Raw genomic sequence first — 18,729 nt, forward strand, 5'->3', positions numbered from 1 at the left:
CCTAGCCTTTGGCAAAAGGAGATCCGCCATGACCAACCCGTTGCTGCAGCCCTGGACCGGCCCGTTCGGCCTGCCCCCGTTTGATCAGATCCGCGATGCCGATTTCGGGCCCGCCTTTGACATGGCAATGGAGGAGGGGCGCGCGGCAATCGGCGCGATTGCCGAAAACCCCGATGCTCCCGATTTCGCCAATACGATCGAGGCGCTGGAGCAGGCCGATGCGCTGCTTGACCGGGTGGCGGGGGTGTTCTTCAATCTCGCCGGCGCCGACAGCACGGCTGATCGTGAGGCCCTCCAACGCGATCTCGCGCCGCGTCTGGCCGCCTATTCGTCAGAGATCACCAACAACCGTGCGCTGTTCGCGCGTATCGAGGCGTTGTGGCAGGGGCGAGAGGGGCTGGGCCTGTCGGCGGAACAGGCACGGGTGCTGATGCTCTATCGGCGCATGTTCCTGCGGGCGGGTGCGCAGCTTGAGGGCGCGGCGCGGGCGCGGCTGACCGAGGTGAAGGCGCGGCTTGCCGTCCTCGGCACGCAGTTCAGCCAGAACCTGCTGGCGGACGAACGTGACTGGTTCCTGCCGCTTGCGCAGGCCGATCTGGAAGGCCTGCCGGATTTCGTCGTGGCATCGGCCGCCGCGGCCGCGCAGGAGCGCGGGCAGGAGGGGCATGTGCTGACGCTGAGCCGATCGCTTCTTGTGCCCTTCCTGCAGTTTTCGCCGCGCCGCGATCTGCGCGAAACGGCATTCCGGGCCTGGACGGCCCGTGGGGCGAACGGGAATGAACATGACAACCGGGCCATAGCGGCGGAAATTCTTGCCTTGCGCCAGGAACGGGCGCAGTTGCTGGGCTACCGCGACTTTGCCGCCTTCAAGCTGGAAACCGAAATGGCCCGCACGCCCGGGGCCGTGCGCGACCTTCTGATGCAGGTCTGGACCCCCGCCCGCAGCAAGGCCGAGGCTGACGCCCGGGCGCTGACGGCTCTCATGCAGGATGATGGCATCAACGCCGCGCTGGAGCCGTGGGACTGGCGTTACTATGCCGAAAAGCGCCGGAAGGCCGAACACGATCTGGATGAGGCGGCGCTGAAGCCCTATCTGGAACTGGACGCAATGATCGCCGCAGCCTTTGATGTGGCCAACCGCCTGTTCGGGCTTTCATTCCGGCCGCTGGACCTGCCGCTTTATCATCCTGACGCGCGGGCATGGGAGGTCACGCGCGACGGCAGGCACATGGCGGTTTTCATCGGCGATTACTTCGCGCGGGGTTCCAAGCGTTCGGGCGCATGGTGTTCGGCGATGCGCAGCCAGAAACGGCTGGGCGGCGATACCCGCCCGATCGTCGTCAACGTCTGCAACTTTGCCAAGGGCCGGCCGACGCTGCTGTCCTATGACGATGCGCGGACCCTGTTTCACGAGTTCGGCCATGCGCTGCATCAGATCCTGTCCGACGTGACCTATTCCTTCATTTCCGGCACCTCGGTGGCCCGGGATTTCGTGGAGCTTCCCAGCCAGCTTTACGAACACTGGCTCGAGGTGCCAGAGGTTCTGGAGCGTCACGCCCGCCACGTGGAAACCGGCGACGCAATGCCGCGCGAGATGCTGGAGCGGCTTCTGGCTGCACAGAACTTCGATCAGGGTTTTGCGACAGTGGAATATGTCGCCTCGGCGCTGGTTGATCTGGCATTCCACGAGGGCGCGGCGCCGGCCGATCCGATGGCGCGGCAGGCCGAGGTGCTGGCCGAACTGGGGATGCCGAGGGCGATCACCATGCGCCACGACACTCCCCATTTCGCCCATGTCTTTTCCGGCGATGGCTATTCCAGCGGCTATTACAGCTACATGTGGTCGGAAGTCATGGATGCCGACGCCTTCGCCGCCTTTCGGGAAGCGGGCGATGTGTTCGATCCGGCGCTTGCGGCGAAACTGGAACGCCACATCCTTTCCGCCGGGGGGTCGGACGAGGCAGAGGCGCTTTACACGGCGTTTCGTGGGCGGATGCCGGGGGTCGAGGCGCTTCTGCGCGGCCGGGGGCTGGACGCGGCCTGAGTTAGTCCCGCACCGGATCCTTGTGGATGATGACATCCGCCCCGGGATAGGCCTCAAGGATCGCCCGTTTGAGGCCCGCGCTGATGGCGTGGGCCTCGTCCAGCGACTGGGATCCGTCAAGCTCGATGTGAAGATGTACGAACAGACGCGATCCGGCCGTGCGCGTCTTGAGGTCATGGTGACCATGCACGCCCGGCCATTCCGTAACGATCTGCTCGATTCCCGAGACGACTTCGGGTGCGGCGCTGCGGTCCATCAGCGCGTCCCACGCGCCCCGGCCGATCCCGACCGCCCCGCGGACCAGGAGCGCCGCGGCCAGCAGTGCCACAACCGAATCCACCTGCGTGACGCCAAGACGCGAAGAGGCCAGCAGCGCAACGATCGCCCCGATGTTCGGAACAAGATCGGCGAGGTAATGCAACCGGTCGGCCTTGACGACGCGGTTTCCGGTCCGGCGCGCCACATGCCCCTGCCAGATCACCAGCCCGAGCGTCAGCATGATCGCAAGGCCCATCACGACAATGCCGCGCCCCTCGGCCTCAAGCCGGACCGGGTTGCTGGACAGAAGCCGTGCCACGGCTGCAAAGGCAATGACACCTGCAGAAGTCAGGATGAACAAGGCCTGCCCAAGGGCGGCCAGATCCTCGGCCGAGGAATGGCCGAAGTGATGATCCTCGTCAGGCGGGCGGGCGGCATAGATGATCGCCGCAAGCCCTGCACCCGAGATCATGAGATCCAGCGCGCTGTCGGCGAGCGAGGCGGCAACCGACAAGGCCCCTGTCTCGGCCAGTGCCCAGAGCTTGAGCGCGACAAGAACCGATGCGACCGCCACCGATGCCATCCCGGCCGACATGTTCAGCTGTCTGTTGTTACGCTCGCGCATGGTGGTTCCTTTGCGGACGGGCCGCTGCCGTAACGGCCCCAAGGGATTCGCGCAAGGGCCGTGATGGCCGTCCGGTCGGGTGGCCCCGCTGAACCCGCCCGTCCGAACCTGATGATCTGAACCCGATCTTCTGGGCCCGCCCGATCTGAACTGTCATACTCAAACTCGGCGCGGTTGATATCTTGTCGTTGGACTCGGCTCATTGATTTGGCCAGCCGAGCGTGGCGTAATCGCACTCGGATGGTCGCACTTGTCTGTCATGACATACCGGCCGCGCTTGTTCCCTTGCCCCCGGTCAGTCGAAATCCTCGCCCGGGTCAACGCCCCAGAGCGCGCTGCGCAAGGCCCAGCCACGCGCGCCGTCGGCGCTGAGGCGGCACCAGTCGGCGCGGCACTGGTTCACCCGCGCGATCACCCCGGCCTCGACATAGGCCGTGACGTTCGAGTTCGGATCGGGCCGGGCATGCAGCGCAAGCATGTTTTCGTCAACGATGACGGTGCGCACGCCCGAAAGCAGCGCGTAATGCACCCAGCCGCCGGCGCCATCGCGGTCTTCGACCCGGCGCCAATGTTCATGCTCGGCCGTCACGCGCAAGGGCATGTCGCGGCGGGTAAAGACCCAGTCGATGCGGTGGCTGAGGCCGGGGCCCCGCCGTGCATTCCCTTCCGAACCCTTGAGCGAGACATAACGCGGCAGGGGCAGATTGGTTACCGGCCCCCGTTCCTGCGCCCATGGCGCGCCAGCAAGCGTGATGCAGAAAATCGCGGTCAGAGCCGCCCCCGGAATCCGTTTCATGCCTTGCCCATCTGCCCGGCCGTATACGGCCTGTTTCGTTGCCGGTGCTTGTGCCCCGCCCGGCTATCCGGCACTTTGCCAGCATGGCGCCGGTTTGAAAAGTAGCGAGGATCCTGATGCCCCACGAACGTCTCAGCGTTGTGGTGACGCGACAATTGCCCGAGCCTGTCGAAACGCGGATGAAAGAGCTGTTCGACGTGGCCTTGCGCGATCCCGACACGCAGATGACGCGGGACGAGCTGCTGGCGGCGATGCAGCGCGCCGATGTGCTGGTGCCGACGATCCGCGACAGGATCGATGCCGAGCTGTTGGCGGGCGTGGGAGGGAAGCTCAAGCTGATCGCGAATTACGGCGCGGGGATTGATCACATCGACGTGGCTGCGGCCCGGCAGCGGGGGATCCTGGTGGCCAATACGCCAGGGGTGCTGACCGAAGACACGGCCGACATGACGATCGCGCTGATCCTCGCGGTGGTGCGCCGGATGCCGGAAGGCATGGCCATGATGCAGACCGGACAATGGCCGGGGTGGTCGCCCACAGCCCTTCTGGGCGGCCGCATCGCCGGGCGGCGGCTGGGTATTCTGGGCATGGGACGGATCGGGCAGGCGGTAGCGCGCCGGGCGCGGGCCTTCGGCATGCAGATCCATTATCACAACCGCCGGCGACTGCGGCCCGAGATCGAGCAGCCGCTGGAGGCAACATGGTGGGAAAGCCTGGATCAGATGGTGGCGCGGATGGACATCATTTCGATCAACTGCCCGCACACGCCCTCGACCTTCCACCTGATGAACGCGCGGCGGCTCAAGTTGATGAAGCCGGGCGCGGTGATCGTGAACACTTCGCGCGGGGAGGTGATCGACGAAAACGCGCTGACCCGGATGTTGCGCGCGGGCGAGATTGCGGGCGCCGGGCTTGATGTGTTCGAACAGGGTGCGCAGGTCAATCCACGCCTGCGCGCGCTGCCGAATGTGGTCCTTCTGCCGCATATGGGATCAGCCACGACAGAGGGGCGCATCGAGATGGGCGAGAAGGTCATTATCAACATCCGCGCCTTCGCCGACGGGCTTCGCCCGCCTGACCAGGTGCTGCCGGGCGGCCCCTGAGCCGAACCGTGGCCGGGGCGCTCCCGCCCGTCTTCGGCGCTCGCGCGCCTCATCCCGTTGGGCCGGGCGCGCTGACGCGCGCGGGGGTTGTGCCATGCGCAAAGGACAGGTGTTCCGCCGGCAAGGGCACCTGGAAGGCGCAATGCCTGGACACGCGGGCGAAGGCCGTTGACCGACGATCGCACCCCCTGGGCAGCGCCGCTTCTGATCAGCGCTGCCGACAGGCACAGATATTACCGCGCCAATCGCGTTGGGGCCTACCGCCTTTATCGGCAAAGGCCAGGGTCAACGTTCGGCCCTGGCCGGGAGCTTACTGCCCCGTGCGGACCCGGGTCCAGAGCCGCGTCACGATCCGCTCGGTCCGGGCGTCACGCACCACGGTTGGAAACAGCTTGTCGAGCACCTCTTGCGGCGGGAAAATCGCGGGATCGCTGGTGATTTCCTCGTCTACCAGATCAAGCGATGCCGCATTGGCATTGGCGTAGTAGACATAGTTGGTGATGTCAGCCGTGATCTCGGGCTTCATGATGAAGTTGATGAAGGCATGCGCTGCCTCGGGGTTCGGCGCGTCAACCGGAATGGCCATCATGTCGAACCATTGCATCGCCCCTTCGACGGGCACCGAATAGCCGATGTCGATGCCGTTGCCGGCGGCCTCGGCACGATCAGCGGCGATGAACACATCCCCCGACCAGCCGACCGAAACGCAGACCTCGCCATTGGCCAGATCGGTGATGTATTGCGACGAATGGAAATAGCGCACATAAGGCCGCACCGATTCAAGCAAGGCCGCCGCCTGTTCCAGATCGCCTTCATCGTTGGAAAGCGGATCAAGCCCGAGATAGTTGAGCGCGGTCTGCATCATGTCCGGCGGCGAATCGAGGAAGGTGATCCCGCAATCGGCAAGCTGTGCGGCGATTTCGGGATCGAAGACCAGTGCCCAGCTGTCAGTCGGCGCGTCTTCGCCCAGACGCTCGGCCACGGCATCGGTGTTGTAGCCGATCCCCGTCGTGCCCCACATGTAGATCACCGCATGTTCATTGCCCGGATCATAGGCTGCGGCTGCGGCCATCAGCCCTTCATCCATGTTCGACAGGTTGGGCAGCAGATCCTTGTTCAGGGGCATGAACACGCCCGCGGCGATCTGGCGTTGCAGATACTGCGATGTCGGCACCACCACGTCATAGCCCGACGAGCCCGCCAGAAGCCGGGCCTCGAGCACCTCGTTGCTGTCGTAGACGTCATAGACCACGCGGATGCCGGTCTCGGCCTCGAACTTGGCGATCGTATCCTCGGCGATATAGTCGGACCAGTTGTAGACATGTACCACCTGCTGCTGTGCCAGGGCAGGCAGCGCGATGAGGCTTGCAGAGAGGCTGAGAAGGGCGGTTCTTTTCATTCTTCACTCCCGGTTGGATTGGGCAAGGGTAATGCGGGGCCGGGACCAAGGCAACGGGTGGCCCGGTCCCGTCTAGGGCTGGTCGCGCCGTGCCGCGCGGCGCATCTGCCACATGGCGATTGCCACGCCCAGGGCGACGACGGCGATGATGATCGTGGCAAGCGCGTTCACGTCGGGGCTTACCCCCATCCGTACCTTCGAGAAGATCACCATCGGCAGGGTGGAGGCCCCGGGGCCGGTGACGAAGCTTGCGATCACCAGATCGTCCAGCGACAAGGTGAAGGCCAGAAGCCAACCCGCGACAAGGGCTGGCGCGATGATGGGCAGGGTGATGTCGAAAAAGACCCGGACGGGGTGGGCGCCCAGATCCATCGCCGCTTCCTCGACGCTCTGGTCCATCCCCGCAAGCCGCGACTGGACCACCACCGCCACGAAGGCCATGCAGAAGGTGATATGGGCAATGATGATCGTCGTCGTGCCACGGCCAGCGGGCCAGCCAAACAGCTGTTCCATCAGCACGAACAGCAGCAGAAGCGAGAGGCCGGTGATGACCTCGGGCATGACAAGAGGCGCGGTCGCCATGCCGGTCAGAAGCGCGCGGCTGCGGAATCGGCCGAAACGCATCAGCGCATAGGCCGCAAGCGTGCCCAGAACCACGGCGACGCTGGCGCTGATGACCGCGACCTTGAGGCTGATCCAGGCTGCGCCCAGGATCTGCGGATCACGGAACAGTTGCGCATACCAGCGCGTGGAAAAGCCTCCCCAGACCGTCACCAGCCGGCTTTCGTTGAAGCTGAACACGATCAGCGACAGGATCGGCGCGTAAAGGAACACGAAGCCAAGTATGGCAACCATTGGCAGAAAGATGGAGCGCTTCATCCCTGTTCCTCCGCCCGGGCCTGCGCACCGCGCAGCAGCATGATGGGAATGACAAGCACCACAAGCATGGCAATGGCCACCGCCGAGGCAACCGGCCAGTCGCGGTTCGAGAAGAACTCGTTCCACAACACCCGGCCGATCATCAGCGTGTCCGGTCCGCCCAGCAATTCTGGGATCACGAACTCTCCGATCGCCGGAACAAAGACCAGCATGAAGCCCGCGATGATCCCCGACATCGAAAGAGGCAGCGTCACATGGAAGAAGGTGGCCATCGGGCGGCCGCCCAGATCTGCCGATGCCTCGAGCAGGGTGTCGTCGAGTTTGACCAGATTTGCATAGAGCGGCAGAATCATGAAGGGGAGATAGGTGTAGATGATGCCAAGATAGACGGCAAAGTTGGTCTGCAGCATCTGGATCGGACTGTCGATGATGCCCAGCGACAGAAGCAGGTTGTTGATCACACCGTTGCTGCGCAAGAAACCCTGCCAGGCGTAGACCCGCAACAGGAACGAGGTCCAGAACGGAAGGATCACCAGCATCAGAAGCATCGTCCGCCGCGGCTCGGGGCTGCGCGCGATGTAATAGGCCATGGGATAGCCGATCAGAAGGGCGCAGGTGGCCGAGATGAATGCCACCTTCATGGAGAAAAGATATGCGTTCGTGTAAAGCCGGTCGGTCCACAGATAGGCGTAGTTTTCGAAGTTCAGGTTCAGCGTCACCCGAAGCCCGTCCCATTCAAGCAGGGGGGCATAGGGCGGTCGGGCGATCGTCGCCTCGGAGAGGCTGATCTTGGCGACGACCAGAAAGGGGATCAGGAAGAAGACGAACAGCCACAGAAGCGGTACGGCAACAACAAGCGCCCGCCCCGAAAGGCCGATCCGCGCCAGCGCCGCCGAGGTCCAGCGGAAGGGGGTGGCCCGCATCATTGGGTCAGCACCACGCCCGAGGTATCCCCCCAGCTTACCCAGACGCGTTCATCCCAGGAAATGGCATCGTGTTCCTGGCGGGACAGGTTGGCGCGGGTGGCCCGGATGATCTTGCCGCTGTCGAGACGAATGCGAAAAACCGAAAGATTGCCCATATAAAGCACCTCTTCCACCAGCCCTTGAACGATGTTGTGCTCGGCCTCGGGCCGGACGCGGCTGACGACGATCTTTTCCGGCCGGATGGCGTACCACATCTGCTGGTTCATCCTGCAGGACACCCCGTGGCCCACATGAATCGTGCCACCGAGTTCGGGGCTGTCCAGGCGGATATAGTCGGGTTCGTCCTCGGAAACGCGGCCCTCGAAGATGTTCACCGAGCCAACGAAATCGGCAACGAAGCGGGATTTCGGGAATTCATAGATCTCGGGCGGCTCACCCACCTGAACGATCTCGCCCGCGTTCATCACCCCGATCCGGGTAGAGAGGGTCATCGCCTCTTCCTGGTCATGGGTCACGATGATGAAGGTCACGCCAAGCGTTTCCTGAATGCGGATCAGTTCGTACTGCGTTTCCTCGCGCAGTTTCTTGTCCAGCGCGCCAAGAGGTTCGTCCAGAAGAAGAAGTTTGGGCCGCTTGACCAGGGCCCGGGCGAGGGCCACGCGCTGGCGCTGGCCGCCGGAAAGCTGATGCGGTTTGCGCCGCGCGAACTTGCTGAGCTGCACCATGCGCAACATGTCGGCGACGCGGTCGCGCGCCTCGGCCCGGCCCATGCCCTCGCGCATCAGGCCGTAGGCCACATTTGCCTCGACCGTCATATGCGGGAACAGCGCATAGGACTGGAACATCATGTTCGTCGGCCGGTCGTAGGGCGGGATGCCGGCCATGTCCTGTCCGTCGATCTCTATCCGGCCTTCGGTCGGGGTCTCGAATCCGGCCAGCATGCGCAGCAGGGTGGATTTGCCACAGCCTGAACCGCCCAGCAGGCAGAACAGCTCGCCCCGATAGATATCAAGGGTAACGTCGTCAACAGCGATGAAATCGCCAAACTTCTTGGTGACCTTGTGGATACGCACGAAGGGCTTTGCCTCGGGCGACAGCCAGGGTTTCGGTGCAGCAGGCGAATGGGGCTGGGACATCAGGGCTCCGGCTAGGCGGGAAGGCACAGCCACCTTCCGTCAGGTCGCAAGAAAACACTATTCGGCTGGTTCTTTACCTGTCAAGGCGGCGCCCGGAAAGGACCAGTCTGCGGGCGCACGCCTCGGGCATCGGAGACATCCGTTGCGTCAATGTCGGGCGCGCTGCCACGTTTCGCGGCGCAGCAGCGACGTCCCCGGGCCTATTCGAGAAGCCGCTGCATGTGCTGCAATGCAAGTGGATATCCCGCGACGCCGAGGCCGGCGATCACCCCATCCGCACGCAGCGAAACATAGGAGTGGTGCCGGAAGGCCTCGCGCTTGTGGATGTTCGAGATGTGCACCTCGATCACCGGTCCCTCAAAGCAGTTGAGTGCATCCAGCAGCGCAACCGAGGTATGGGTGAAGGCGGCAGGATTGATGATGATCCCGGCCGCACAGTCCCGCGCTTCGTGGATCCAGTCGATCAGTTCGTATTCCCGGTTCGACTGATGAAAGCGGATTTCCAGCTCCGCGGCCTCGGCGATCCTGCGGCAGGCGGCCTCGACATCGGCAAGCGTGTCGCTGCCATAGATCTCGGGCTGGCGCTTGCCCAGCAGGTTCAGGTTGGGACCGTTCAGAATGAACACGAGCCTGGACATCGGAAACTCCTTCACGCGGGCGGGACCCGCAGATCATCAAGGCACTGCCGGAGATTCCGTCCGCACCCCCCACGGTCCTTGCCATACGGCAAGCAGCAGGCCTTCGGCAATGCAGTTCGGGGGTCAGCGCAGCGGCTGCGTCTTGTAAAGGCGGATCTTCAGCCCGCCATGGGCGACATAGGGGCCGGGCGGGCCGAAGGGCAGGCGTGTGGCCTTGGCCAGTCCGGGTTCCGAGGTCACCAGACCGACGCGCCAGCCCTTGAATCGCTCGCGCAGAACATCGCCCAGCTGCCCATGCAGCGCGAGCAGCAGTTTCTTGTTGCCGATCCTGCCCCCGTAGGGCGGGTTGACGATGACAAGCCCTGCCGGGCCTTCGGGCCGTTCGAGATCGGCGACCGATAGGTTCCGGAACGCGGTGATCGCGCTTACGCCCGCACGCTCGGCGTTTCCTTGGCTCATCCGGATCGCGCCGGGATCCCGGTCGCTGCCAAGGAACCGCACAGTCGGATCTGCGATCGGCTGCGCCTGGCGCAGCCGGGTATAAGCGGCAGGATCGAAGGTAAGCAGCTCCTCGAATGCGAAACTGCGTGAGCGGCCGGCCTGTAGTCCCGTTGCGATCTCGGCGGCCTCGATCACGAAGGTTCCCGATCCGCACATCGGATCAAGCACAGGCTCATCGCCGGTAAAGCCGCACTCCCGAAGAAACAGCGCAGCCAGCGTTTCCCGCATCGGCGCGCGATTGACGGCCTCCTTGTGGCCGCGCCGGTGCAGCAACTCGCCCGAAGTATCCACGCTGATGGTGCAGAGGTCGTCGTCGATCCGGGCAAGGACGCGTAGCTGTGCGTCATCCCGGACCTCAGCGCCAAGCTCTTCGTGCAGCGCGGTCGCGATCCGCTGGGCTGCCGCGCGGTCGTGATAGATGCGCGAGGCGTGGCAGCTCGCCTCGACCTGAACCGCCTGACCCGGTTTGAAGAACGTGGCCCAGGGAAACTTGCGGGCGCGTTTGTCCAGCTGCGCAAGATGCATGGCTCGAAAGGAGCCGAGCCGTGCAAGGATGCGCGCGGCGCCACGCAGTTCCAGATTGGCCCGCCAGACATCAGGCCAGCCGCCGCGGATCGTCACCCCCCCGAGCGAGGGCTGCGGCGCGGCAAAGCCCTTTTCGGCCGCCTCCCGCGCCAGAACCGTCTCCAGCCCCGGGGTGGCGACAAGGTAGATCTCGAATTCTTCACTCATGCCCTCTCGATAGAGCCATTCGCGCCTACGGAGAAGGGGTTTATCCGGCCATAATGCCGGCGACGCGGAGGCGAGGCGCTTCAAAGACGACGCCGCTTCGGGGCGTCAGGTTGGTCCGGGATGAAGGCTATGGATGCCGGCCAGCGCCTGGTGGAAAAATTCCGCTTTGCCAAAGGACATATTATGGGCGGCAAAAGGTCAATTTTAGGCTGTCGGGACACCATGGCCGATCCGGGCCGTCAACTGCATTTGGAATGGCCACAGCTTCCACAGGTCATGCAGCCCTCGACCATGCGCATTTCGAAGGCGCCGCAGGAGGGGCAGGCGGGGCCGCGCGGGGCACCCATGACGGCGACCTTGGCCGAGGGATCCTCTTTCAGGCCCATGCCTTCGCCTTCAATGAAGCCGATCGACACGAGGTGCCGTTCGATCACGCCGCCGATCGCCGCAAGGATCGACGGGATGTATTTGCCCTGCATCCAGGCGCCGCCGCGGGGGTCGAAGACCGCCTTCAGTTCCTCGACCACGAAGGACACGTCGCCGCCACGCCGGAACACCGCCGAAATCATCCGCGTGAGAGCGACCGTCCAGGCGAAATGCTCCATGTTCTTGGAGTTGATGAACACCTCGAACGGGCGCCGATGGCCGGCGATGACGATGTCGTTGATGGTGATGTAAAGCGCGTGCTCGCTGTCGGGCCATTTGACCTTGTAGGTATTGCCTTCCAGCGCCTGCGGCCGGTCAAGCGGCTCGGCCAGATAGACCACTTCGGCGCCCGTCTCCGCCTCGGGCGCCTTCTCGCTCGTCTCGGAAACCGAAAGTACCGATCCGGTCACATCGTTCGGCCGGTAGGTGGTGCAGCCTTTGCAGCCCTGATCCCAGGCGGCCATATAGACCTCCTTGAAATCGTCGAAGCTGATATCCTCGGGGCAATTGATGGTCTTGGAGATCGAACTGTCGATCCATTTCTGCGCGGCCGCCTGCATCCGGACGTGGTCCAGCGGCGGCAAGGTCTGGGCATTTACGAAATAGTCCGGCAGGTCCTTGTCGCCGAACTTGTCGCGCCAGAGCTTCACCGCGTAATCGACCACCTCTTCCTCGGTCCGGCTGCCGTCCTTCTGCAGGACCTTGCGCTTGTAGGCATAGGCAAAGACCGGCTCGATGCCCGACGACACGTTGCCTGCGTAAAGGCTGATCGTGCCGGTCGGCGCGATCGAGGTCAGGAGCGCGTTGCGGATGCCATGGGTGCGGATCGCGTCGCGCACGTCCTCGTCCATCTGCATCATGTTGCCGGATGCAAGGTATTTTTCGGCGTCGAACAGCGGGAAGGCGCCCTTTTCCTTGGCCAGATCGACGCTGGCCAGATAGGAGGCGCGGGCGATGGCCTTCATCCAGGCTTCGGTCTGGGTCGCAGCCTCTTCCGATCCGTAGCGCAGGCCGAGCATCAGCAGCGCATCCGCGAGGCCGGTGACGCCAAGGCCGATGCGGCGCTTGGCCTGGGCTTCCTGCGCCTGCGCCTCGAGCGGGAAGCGGCTGGCATCCACGACATTGTCCATCATCCTGACGGCAAGGCGCACCAGTTCATCAAGCGCCTGTGGGTTCAGTTCGGCATCGGCCTCGAACGGGTTCGTGACCAGCCGCGCCAGGTTGACCGAGCCCAGAAGGCAGGCGCCATAGGGCGGCAGGGGCTGTTCGCCGCAGGGGTTGGTGGCCGCAATCGTTTCGCAATAGCGAAGGTTGTTCATCTTGTTGATGCGGTCGATGAAGATCACGCCCGGCTCGGCGTAATCATAGGTCGCGCGCATGATCTTGTTCCACAGATCGCGGGCATTGAGCGTCTTGTAGACCCTGCCGCCGAAGGTCAGGTCCCACGGCCCGTCGGCCTTCACGGCCTCCATGAACGGATCGGTCACCAGAACCGACAGGTTGAACATCCGCAGCCGGGCAGCGTCCTGCTTGGCTTCGATGAAACTCTCGATATCGGGATGGTCGCAGCGCATCGTGGCCATCATTGCACCACGGCGCGAACCTGCCGACATGATCGTGCGGCACATGGCATCCCACACATCCATGAACGACAGCGGACCCGAGGCATCGGCGGCCACGCCCTTCACCTCGGCCCCGCGGGGGCGGATGGTCGAAAAGTCATAGCCGATGCCGCCGCCCTGCTGCATGGTCAGCGCGGCCTCTTTCAGCATGTCGAAGATGCCGGCCATGCTGTCGGGAATCGTGCCCATCACGAAGCAGTTGAAAAGCGTCACGGCGCGGCCGGTTCCGGCGCCAGCGGTGATCCGCCCGGCGGGAAGATACTTGAAATCCTCCAGCGCCTGATAGAATCGCTCTTCCCACAGGGCCGGGTCCGTTTCGACCGCGGCAAGCGCACGCGCGATGCGGCGCCACGTATCTTCGATCGTACCGTCGATGGCCGCCCCGTCGGGGCCTTTCAGACGGTATTTCATGTCCCAGATCTGTTCGGCGATGGGGGCGGAAAAACGAGTCATCGGGCCATGTCCTGTCGATAGATGGTGAGGCGCACGCTCTGCGCTACTACATGTGGGTTGGTCTGCGGGATACCAGACTGGTCACCCACGTCAACAGGGGAAGCGACGGGCGGGCGGGAACCGCTCAACGCTGCAAGGATCGCACGTGATCGGCCAGGGCCACAAGCTTTTCTGGGGTAGGGGTAACAAGCCCGTCCTCTGTCTCGATCAGGATCAGTTCCCCCTGCAGAAGCGGTCCGAACTCGGGCATCGGCCCGCCGCCGCCCCCTCGGCCTTCGGCATAGCCATAGACCTTGGCCATCATTGCCAGCATCGGGAACTGGCCGCCGTTGCGGGCCGAAAGGGTCGTCAGATCAGCCGGCGGAGGCGTCAGTGAGGCGGCAAGGTGCCCATCTCCGCGGCCGCTGTCGCCATGGCAGGCCGCGCAGTAATCCGTGTAGAGCGTGTGGCCGTCCACATTGCGCCGGCCTTCGCTGCAGCCCGCGATCGCCAGGACCGTTCCGAGCGCGATCAGCGCCACATGTTGAATCTGCATCCCTCTGCCTCCTTCGTTCCGGGTTGAACCCCTTTTGCCAATGATGACCCTCCTTGTTCAGGGGTGCAACAGGGGATGACAGGGCAGGGCGCCTGTCCTAGGGTCGCCCCGACCCGGCTGATGCGGAGCAAGCGATGACCCCGGAAACCCTGCGCCACGCGCTGATCATGTTGGGGGCCGGGATTGGCATCCCGCTTCTGGCGGCGCTCAATGCCCAGCTTGGCGGTCGGATCGGCTCGCCTCCGGCGGCGGCGGTCGTGCTGTTTCTGGTCGCGCTTGCGACGGCGTTTGTCGTGATGCTGGCCACCGGTGGGCCGGGGCCCCTTGGGCATGTGCAGGCGCAGCCCAAACGCCTTCTGCTGGCGGGCGTGCTGGTTGCCTTCTATGTGCTGTCGATCACCTGGATCGCGCCGCGCTTCGGGGTTGGCAACGCGGTTTTCGTCGTTCTGCTGGGCCAGATGCTGTCGGCCGCGGTCATCGATCATTTCGGCCTCTTTGGGGCGATCCCCCGCCCGGTTGGTGCGATGCGTCTGGGGGGCATCGGACTGATGGCTGCCGGCCTGCTTCTGATTCTGCGCAGCTGAGGCGACAGGCGACGCGGCCAGTTCACCGGATCCTGATCGCCCGCCGGGCGATAGCGCTTGAGCGGGACGGGGCGGCTCGCCTATGTCTGGGGCAAACGCGGGCAATGAGGAACGCCATGTGGGATGAGCGATATGCGCAGCCTGGTTTCCACTTTGGCCAGGAACCGGCGGATTTTCTTGTGCGCGAGGCGTATCGCCTGGCGCCGGGCAGCCGGGTGCTGTGCGTTGCGGATGGCGAGGGGCGCAATTCGACCTGGCTTGCCGGTCGCGGCTGCGACGTGGTCGCGATGGATGGCTCGGCTGTGGCAATCGCGAAGGCACGGGATCTGGCGGCGCGCCGGGGGGTTGCGGTCGCCTTTCATCATGCCGATGTCGGCCGTTGGCCCTGGCACGAAGCAGAATATGATGCGGTAGTAGCAATCTTCGTCCAGTTCGCCGATCCGGTGCTGCGCCAGGCGATGTTCGCCGGAATGGTGCAGACGTTGCGTCCGGGCGGGCTTCTGCTTCTGCACGGGTATACTCCGCGCCAGCTTGTCCATGGCACGGGCGGTCCGCGCCAAGTGGATCACCTTTACACTGCCGACATGCTTGCCGACGCGTTCCGGGGCCTCGACCTGGTGCATCTTGCCGAATACGAGGCGGTTCTGTCCGAGGGTTCCGGCCACGTCGGCCCGTCGTCCCTGATCGACCTGATCGCCCGCAAACCGGAGGGGCGGCCATGATCCGCTTGGCGATGATCGCTTGCCTCGTTCTGGGGCTTGGCGCGGCCGAGGCGCGCGCGCATCCGCATGTCTTCATCGATTCCGGCCTCCAGATGCATTTCGATGATGAGGGGCGGCTGGCGGCAGTTCGGGTTGTCTGGGTCTATGATGCATTCTATTCGATGCTGCTGCTTGAGGAACTGGGCCTTGATCCCGACTTCACCGGAGAGTTGACCGAGGCCGAGAAGGCCCAACTCAGCGGTTTCGACATGCAGTGGGTCGAGGGCTTCGAGGGGGATCTCTATGCCCTTCAGGAGGGCAAACCGCTGCGCCTGTCCGGGCCGCGGGACTGGACGGCGGATGTGCAGGACGGGCGCATCATCACCACCCATGTCCGCGCCTTCGAGGACCGGCCCGGGGTGGCGCAGGATCCGCTTGTGATCCAGGTCTATGACCCGACCTATTATACCGCCTATCGCATCGTCATTGATCCCCAGATCGAAGGCCGCGCCGATTGCACCGCGCGGATCTTCGAACCCGACCGGACAGCCGCGAGCGAAATGCTGGAAGCGGCGCTGGCAGAAATGCTCGCCGAGCCGGATTTCGATGAATACGAGGACTTTCCCGCCGTTGGCGCGGCTTTCTCCGACGAGATCCGTCTGACATGCGCCGAGTGATCCCGACACTTGTTCTGGCCTTCGCGGTTGCGGGCCTTGGCCTTTGGCTGAGCGGCGCGGGCGATGCGGTTGCGGCCTGGGCCGCCCAGGGTCAACGACAGTTCCAGAACGCCATGGCTGACGGGCTGCGCCGTCTGCGCGGGGGTGAACCAGGGGCCCTGGCGGCCCTCTTCAGCCTGTGCTTTGCCTACGGGTTCTTCCATGCCGCCGGGCCGGGACATGGCAAGATGCTGATCGGGGGCTATGGTGTCGGCAGCCGGCAGCGGTTGTTGCCGATGATGGGCATTGCGCTGGCCTCCAGCCTTGCGCAGGCGACGACCGCTGTGGTGCTGGTTTATGGCGGGGTGCTTTTGCTTGGGTGGTCGCGCGAACACCTGGTGGGCGTGGCCGAAACCGTGATGGCGCCGCTCAGCTATGCCGCGGTGGCGTTGATCGGCCTTTGGCTGGCCGTTCGGGGCGCACGGGGCCTCTGGCGGACGCGGCGGATCGCCCGGCCGCATCACCACCATCATGACGATGGACCCTGCCCGAGCTGCGGCCATCGCCACGGCCCCACGATGGAAGAGGTTTCGGCCATCCGCAGCTGGCGGGACGGGCTGGCGCTGATCGGGGGCATCGCGTTGCGCCCCTGCACCGGGGCACTGTTTCTTCTGATCCTCACCTGGCGCATGGGGCTGGATGCGGCCGGGATCGCGGGCACCTATGTCATGGGGCTTGGCACGGCCAGCGTGACGGTTGCCGTGGCAGCGGCGGCCGTTCTTGCGCGCGATGGCGCCACGCTCTGGCTGGATCGGGCCGGCCGGGCACGCGCGCTTTTCCCGGCGCTTGAACTCCTGGCCGGCGCGCTTATCGCCGTGGCGGCGACCAGCCTGATCCTGCGCGTGATCTGAGCCCGCTTGCCGTAGCCGACATGCTCGGATAAGGCGAGAGGATGATGAAGCCTTCCCCTTATGGCGCCCATGCGCGGGCCGTTCTGGTCCTTGGGCTGCCGCTGATCGGCAGCCACCTTGCCCAGTTCGGCCTGCATGTGACCGACACGATCATGCTGGGCTGGTATTCCGTCCCGGCGCTTGCGGCGGTGGTGCTGGGCGCTTCGACCTTCTTCAGCGTCTTCATCCTCGGATCCGGATTCGCACTGGCGGTCATGCCGATGGTGGCGGGGGCGCTCGGCTCGGGCGAGGATGCCGAGGTGCGGCGAACGGCGCGCATGGGGCTTTGGCTGTCGCTGCTGTTCGGCATCGTCAGCTTTCCTGTCATGTGGTGGTCAGGGCCCCTGTTGCGAGGGCTTGGTCAGGATGCGCAAATCGCGGGTCTCGCGCAGGATTATCTGCGCATTGCCGGGCTTGGCATGGTGCCGGCGCTGCTGGTGATGGTGCTCAAGAGCTACCTTGCGGCGCTTGAGCGGACGCAGGTAGTGCTGTGGGTGACGGTCGCCGCCGTGGGCCTGAACATCGTGGTCAACTGGGCGCTGATCTTCGGCAACTGGGGCGCGCCCGAACTGGGGCTGCGCGGGGCGGCGATCGCCTCGGTGCTTGTGCAGGCGGGCACGCTGCTTGCCTTGTGCATCTATGCGGCATGGTTGCCTGAACTGCGGCGCTACGCGCTGTTTCAGCGCCTGTGGCGCCCGGACTGGGCGGCTTTTGCACAGGTATTCCGGCTGGGTTGGCCGATCGGGCTGACCGGACTTGCCGAAAGCGGGCTGTTCGCGGCCTCGGCGCTGATGATGGGCTGGGTCGGAACGCAGGAACTGGCGGCGCACGGAATTGCGCTCGAGATCACGGCGCTGGCCTTCATGGTGCATCTGGGCCTGTCGAATGCGGCGACCGTCCGGGCCGGGCGGGCCCATGGCCAGGGCGACGCTGTCGCGTTGCGCCAGGGCGCGCTCGCGGCTGTGGCGCTGTCCTTCGCCTTTGGCACGCTCACGATCATTGCCTTCCTGACGCTGCCCGAGCTGCTGGTCGGCGCGTTCCTGTCTCAGGATGAACCGGATCGCGACACGATCATTGCCATCGGCCGCAGCCTGCTTGTTGTAGCGGCGCTGTTCCAGTTTGCCGATGCGGCCCAGGTCATGGTTCTGGGGCTTCTGCGCGGGGTGCAGGATACCCGGATCCCGATGATTCTCGCGTCGGTCAGCTACTGGCTGGTCGGAATTCCGGCCAGCTACGTGATGGGTATCCACCTTGGCGGTGGCGGAGTCTGGATCTGGGCCGGGCTGGTGGTGGGCCTCGCGCTGGCAGCCGTGTTGCTCAGCCTGCGTTTTGTGCGGCATCTTCGGATGCCAGCCCGCCCTGCCTGAGCAGCCGGTCGCCCTTCTTGCGGACAAGGACGCTGCGCAGGTCATGCATTGCCAGAAGCAGGTGCTCGGACACGGCCTCGAGCTGAGCATCCTTGGCCCGCGTCTGCGCCCAATGGGCGATCTGGTTCATCTGGTCGGCAAGGCGCAGCGCATCGTCGCATTCGCGTTGGGCCTGGCCGGCCTGCCGTTGCTCAATCCAGAGGCGGATGGCGGCATTGTCCTCGGGCGTCAGCTTGCGCTCGCCCTGAGGCTTGATTTCACCGTTACGCAGATTTGCGACGGCAATCGGCTCCATCCCCAGGCGGCGCTGACGGTTTTCGCTTTCGACCCGGAACACCAGGGCGCCATTTTCGCGCAAGCGGAAGTAATAGCCGGGGATGTTGCCAATCATGCCGTCC

At 64.7% G+C, this 18,729-nt stretch carries 18 protein-coding genes; 7 read left to right on the top strand and 11 right to left on the bottom strand.

Annotation, left to right across the window (positions count from 1 at the left end):
- The first annotated feature begins 28 nt into the window (after positions 1-28).
- Entirely contained in the window at positions 29-2,044 is a 2,016-nt protein-coding gene (locus tag ACFQXB_RS06625; RefSeq protein WP_377401025.1) for a M3 family metallopeptidase, read from the top strand.
- A gap of 1 nt (position 2,045) precedes the next feature.
- Here the strand turns inward: ACFQXB_RS06625 and ACFQXB_RS06630 are convergent, their stop codons facing one another.
- A complete protein-coding gene (locus tag ACFQXB_RS06630) occupies positions 2,046-2,927 on the bottom strand; it encodes a cation diffusion facilitator family transporter (protein WP_377401028.1) in 882 nt (293 codons plus the stop codon).
- A 295-nt stretch (positions 2,928-3,222) separates the two neighbouring features.
- Positions 3,223-3,723 (bottom strand): SH3 domain-containing protein, encoded by a 501-nt coding sequence (locus ACFQXB_RS06635; protein ID WP_377401031.1) that lies wholly within the window; start codon positions 3,721-3,723, stop codon positions 3,223-3,225.
- Between the two features lie 116 nt (positions 3,724-3,839).
- On the opposite strand from ACFQXB_RS06635, the gene ACFQXB_RS06640 reads away from it, so the two are divergent.
- Complete coding sequence (locus ACFQXB_RS06640) at positions 3,840-4,826, top strand: 2-hydroxyacid dehydrogenase (RefSeq protein ID WP_377401034.1); 987 nt, start codon at positions 3,840-3,842, stop codon at positions 4,824-4,826.
- Between the two features lie 310 nt (positions 4,827-5,136).
- Here the strand turns inward: ACFQXB_RS06640 and ACFQXB_RS06645 are convergent, their stop codons facing one another.
- The 8 genes from ACFQXB_RS06645 to ACFQXB_RS06680 all read right to left on the bottom strand — a co-directional run bounded on the left by ACFQXB_RS06645 (position 5,137) and on the right by ACFQXB_RS06680 (position 14,073).
- Complete coding sequence (locus tag ACFQXB_RS06645; protein WP_377401037.1) at positions 5,137-6,225, bottom strand: polyamine ABC transporter substrate-binding protein; 1,089 nt, start codon at positions 6,223-6,225, stop codon at positions 5,137-5,139.
- Between the two features lie 72 nt (positions 6,226-6,297).
- Positions 6,298-7,104, bottom strand: coding sequence for an ABC transporter permease subunit (locus tag ACFQXB_RS06650; protein WP_377401039.1), 807 nt, complete (start codon positions 7,102-7,104; stop codon positions 6,298-6,300).
- Positions 7,101-8,027, bottom strand: coding sequence for an ABC transporter permease subunit (locus ACFQXB_RS06655; protein WP_377401864.1), 927 nt, complete (start codon positions 8,025-8,027; stop codon positions 7,101-7,103). The genes ACFQXB_RS06650 and ACFQXB_RS06655 overlap by 4 nt, the downstream gene beginning before the upstream one ends.
- Positions 8,027-9,166, bottom strand: coding sequence for an ABC transporter ATP-binding protein (locus ACFQXB_RS06660; protein ID WP_377401042.1), 1,140 nt, complete (start codon positions 9,164-9,166; stop codon positions 8,027-8,029). Before ACFQXB_RS06660 ends, ACFQXB_RS06655 begins: the two co-directional genes overlap by 1 nt.
- Positions 9,167-9,366: 200 nt before the next feature.
- Positions 9,367-9,804: a type II 3-dehydroquinate dehydratase gene (aroQ, locus tag ACFQXB_RS06665; protein WP_377401045.1), complete on the bottom strand. Its 438-nt coding sequence runs from the start codon at positions 9,802-9,804 to the stop codon at positions 9,367-9,369.
- 123 nt (positions 9,805-9,927) lie between these two features.
- The gene (locus ACFQXB_RS06670) at positions 9,928-11,037 is read right to left on the bottom strand and encodes a THUMP domain-containing class I SAM-dependent RNA methyltransferase (RefSeq protein WP_377401048.1); all 1,110 of its coding nucleotides are present in this window, start codon (positions 11,035-11,037) and stop codon (positions 9,928-9,930) included.
- A gap of 239 nt (positions 11,038-11,276) precedes the next feature.
- Positions 11,277-13,538: an adenosylcobalamin-dependent ribonucleoside-diphosphate reductase gene (locus ACFQXB_RS06675; protein WP_377401051.1), complete on the bottom strand. Its 2,262-nt coding sequence runs from the start codon at positions 13,536-13,538 to the stop codon at positions 11,277-11,279.
- A gap of 124 nt (positions 13,539-13,662) precedes the next feature.
- Positions 13,663-14,073: a c-type cytochrome gene (locus ACFQXB_RS06680; protein WP_377401054.1), complete on the bottom strand. Its 411-nt coding sequence runs from the start codon at positions 14,071-14,073 to the stop codon at positions 13,663-13,665.
- 134 nt (positions 14,074-14,207) lie between these two features.
- Between ACFQXB_RS06680 and ACFQXB_RS06685 the strand changes: the two genes are divergently transcribed.
- The 5 genes from ACFQXB_RS06685 to ACFQXB_RS06705 all read left to right on the top strand — a co-directional run bounded on the left by ACFQXB_RS06685 (position 14,208) and on the right by ACFQXB_RS06705 (position 18,331).
- Positions 14,208-14,657 (top strand): DMT family transporter, encoded by a 450-nt coding sequence (locus tag ACFQXB_RS06685; protein WP_377401057.1) that lies wholly within the window; start codon positions 14,208-14,210, stop codon positions 14,655-14,657.
- Positions 14,658-14,773: 116 nt separating this feature from the next.
- The gene (locus ACFQXB_RS06690) at positions 14,774-15,379 is read left to right on the top strand and encodes an SAM-dependent methyltransferase (RefSeq protein WP_377401060.1); all 606 of its coding nucleotides are present in this window, start codon (positions 14,774-14,776) and stop codon (positions 15,377-15,379) included.
- On the top strand, positions 15,376-16,035 hold the full coding sequence (locus ACFQXB_RS06695; RefSeq protein ID WP_377401063.1) for a DUF1007 family protein: 660 nt from the start codon (positions 15,376-15,378) through the stop codon (positions 16,033-16,035). Before ACFQXB_RS06690 ends, ACFQXB_RS06695 begins: the two co-directional genes overlap by 4 nt.
- Positions 16,023-16,925, top strand: a complete 903-nt coding sequence (locus tag ACFQXB_RS06700) for a nickel/cobalt transporter (protein WP_377401066.1) — start codon at positions 16,023-16,025, stop codon at positions 16,923-16,925. The genes ACFQXB_RS06695 and ACFQXB_RS06700 overlap by 13 nt, the downstream gene beginning before the upstream one ends.
- 41 nt (positions 16,926-16,966) lie before the next feature.
- Positions 16,967-18,331, top strand: coding sequence for an MATE family efflux transporter (locus tag ACFQXB_RS06705; protein ID WP_377401069.1), 1,365 nt, complete (start codon positions 16,967-16,969; stop codon positions 18,329-18,331).
- On the opposite strand, the gene ACFQXB_RS06710 is transcribed toward ACFQXB_RS06705, so the two are convergent.
- Positions 18,282-18,722 carry a hypothetical protein gene (locus ACFQXB_RS06710; RefSeq protein ID WP_377401072.1) on the bottom strand — a complete coding sequence of 147 codons (441 nt, stop codon included), beginning with the start codon at positions 18,720-18,722 and terminating at the stop codon, positions 18,282-18,284. The two genes, ACFQXB_RS06705 and ACFQXB_RS06710, sit on opposite strands and share 50 nt — an antisense overlap.
- Between the last annotated feature and the right edge of the window lie 7 nt (positions 18,723-18,729).

It is taken from the genome of Halodurantibacterium daqingense, assembly GCF_042666235.1.
Classification (GTDB): domain Bacteria; phylum Pseudomonadota; class Alphaproteobacteria; order Rhodobacterales; family Rhodobacteraceae; genus Halodurantibacterium; species Halodurantibacterium daqingensis.

Excerpts from the sequence above, each read along its gene's own strand:
- ACFQXB_RS06625 (WP_377401025.1), top strand. The coding sequence starts at position 29 with ATGACCAACCCGTTGCTGCAGCCCTGGACCGGCCCGTTCGGCCTGCCC.
- ACFQXB_RS06630 (WP_377401028.1), bottom strand. The coding sequence starts at position 2,927 with ATGCGCGAGCGTAACAACAGACAGCTGAACATGTCGGCCGGGATGGCA.
- ACFQXB_RS06635 (WP_377401031.1), bottom strand. The coding sequence starts at position 3,723 with ATGAAACGGATTCCGGGGGCGGCTCTGACCGCGATTTTCTGCATCACG.
- ACFQXB_RS06640 (WP_377401034.1), top strand. The coding sequence starts at position 3,840 with ATGCCCCACGAACGTCTCAGCGTTGTGGTGACGCGACAATTGCCCGAG.
- ACFQXB_RS06645 (WP_377401037.1), bottom strand. The coding sequence starts at position 6,225 with ATGAAAAGAACCGCCCTTCTCAGCCTCTCTGCAAGCCTCATCGCGCTG.
- ACFQXB_RS06650 (WP_377401039.1), bottom strand. The coding sequence starts at position 7,104 with ATGAAGCGCTCCATCTTTCTGCCAATGGTTGCCATACTTGGCTTCGTG.
- ACFQXB_RS06655 (WP_377401864.1), bottom strand. The coding sequence starts at position 8,027 with ATGCGGGCCACCCCCTTCCGCTGGACCTCGGCGGCGCTGGCGCGGATC.
- ACFQXB_RS06660 (WP_377401042.1), bottom strand. The coding sequence starts at position 9,166 with ATGTCCCAGCCCCATTCGCCTGCTGCACCGAAACCCTGGCTGTCGCCC.
- aroQ (WP_377401045.1), bottom strand. The coding sequence starts at position 9,804 with ATGTCCAGGCTCGTGTTCATTCTGAACGGTCCCAACCTGAACCTGCTG.
- ACFQXB_RS06670 (WP_377401048.1), bottom strand. The coding sequence starts at position 11,037 with ATGAGTGAAGAATTCGAGATCTACCTTGTCGCCACCCCGGGGCTGGAG.
- ACFQXB_RS06675 (WP_377401051.1), bottom strand. The coding sequence starts at position 13,538 with ATGACTCGTTTTTCCGCCCCCATCGCCGAACAGATCTGGGACATGAAA.
- ACFQXB_RS06680 (WP_377401054.1), bottom strand. The coding sequence starts at position 14,073 with ATGCAGATTCAACATGTGGCGCTGATCGCGCTCGGAACGGTCCTGGCG.
- ACFQXB_RS06685 (WP_377401057.1), top strand. The coding sequence starts at position 14,208 with ATGACCCCGGAAACCCTGCGCCACGCGCTGATCATGTTGGGGGCCGGG.
- ACFQXB_RS06690 (WP_377401060.1), top strand. The coding sequence starts at position 14,774 with ATGTGGGATGAGCGATATGCGCAGCCTGGTTTCCACTTTGGCCAGGAA.
- ACFQXB_RS06695 (WP_377401063.1), top strand. The coding sequence starts at position 15,376 with ATGATCCGCTTGGCGATGATCGCTTGCCTCGTTCTGGGGCTTGGCGCG.
- ACFQXB_RS06700 (WP_377401066.1), top strand. The coding sequence starts at position 16,023 with ATGCGCCGAGTGATCCCGACACTTGTTCTGGCCTTCGCGGTTGCGGGC.
- ACFQXB_RS06705 (WP_377401069.1), top strand. The coding sequence starts at position 16,967 with ATGATGAAGCCTTCCCCTTATGGCGCCCATGCGCGGGCCGTTCTGGTC.
- ACFQXB_RS06710 (WP_377401072.1), bottom strand. The coding sequence starts at position 18,722 with ATGATTGGCAACATCCCCGGCTATTACTTCCGCTTGCGCGAAAATGGC.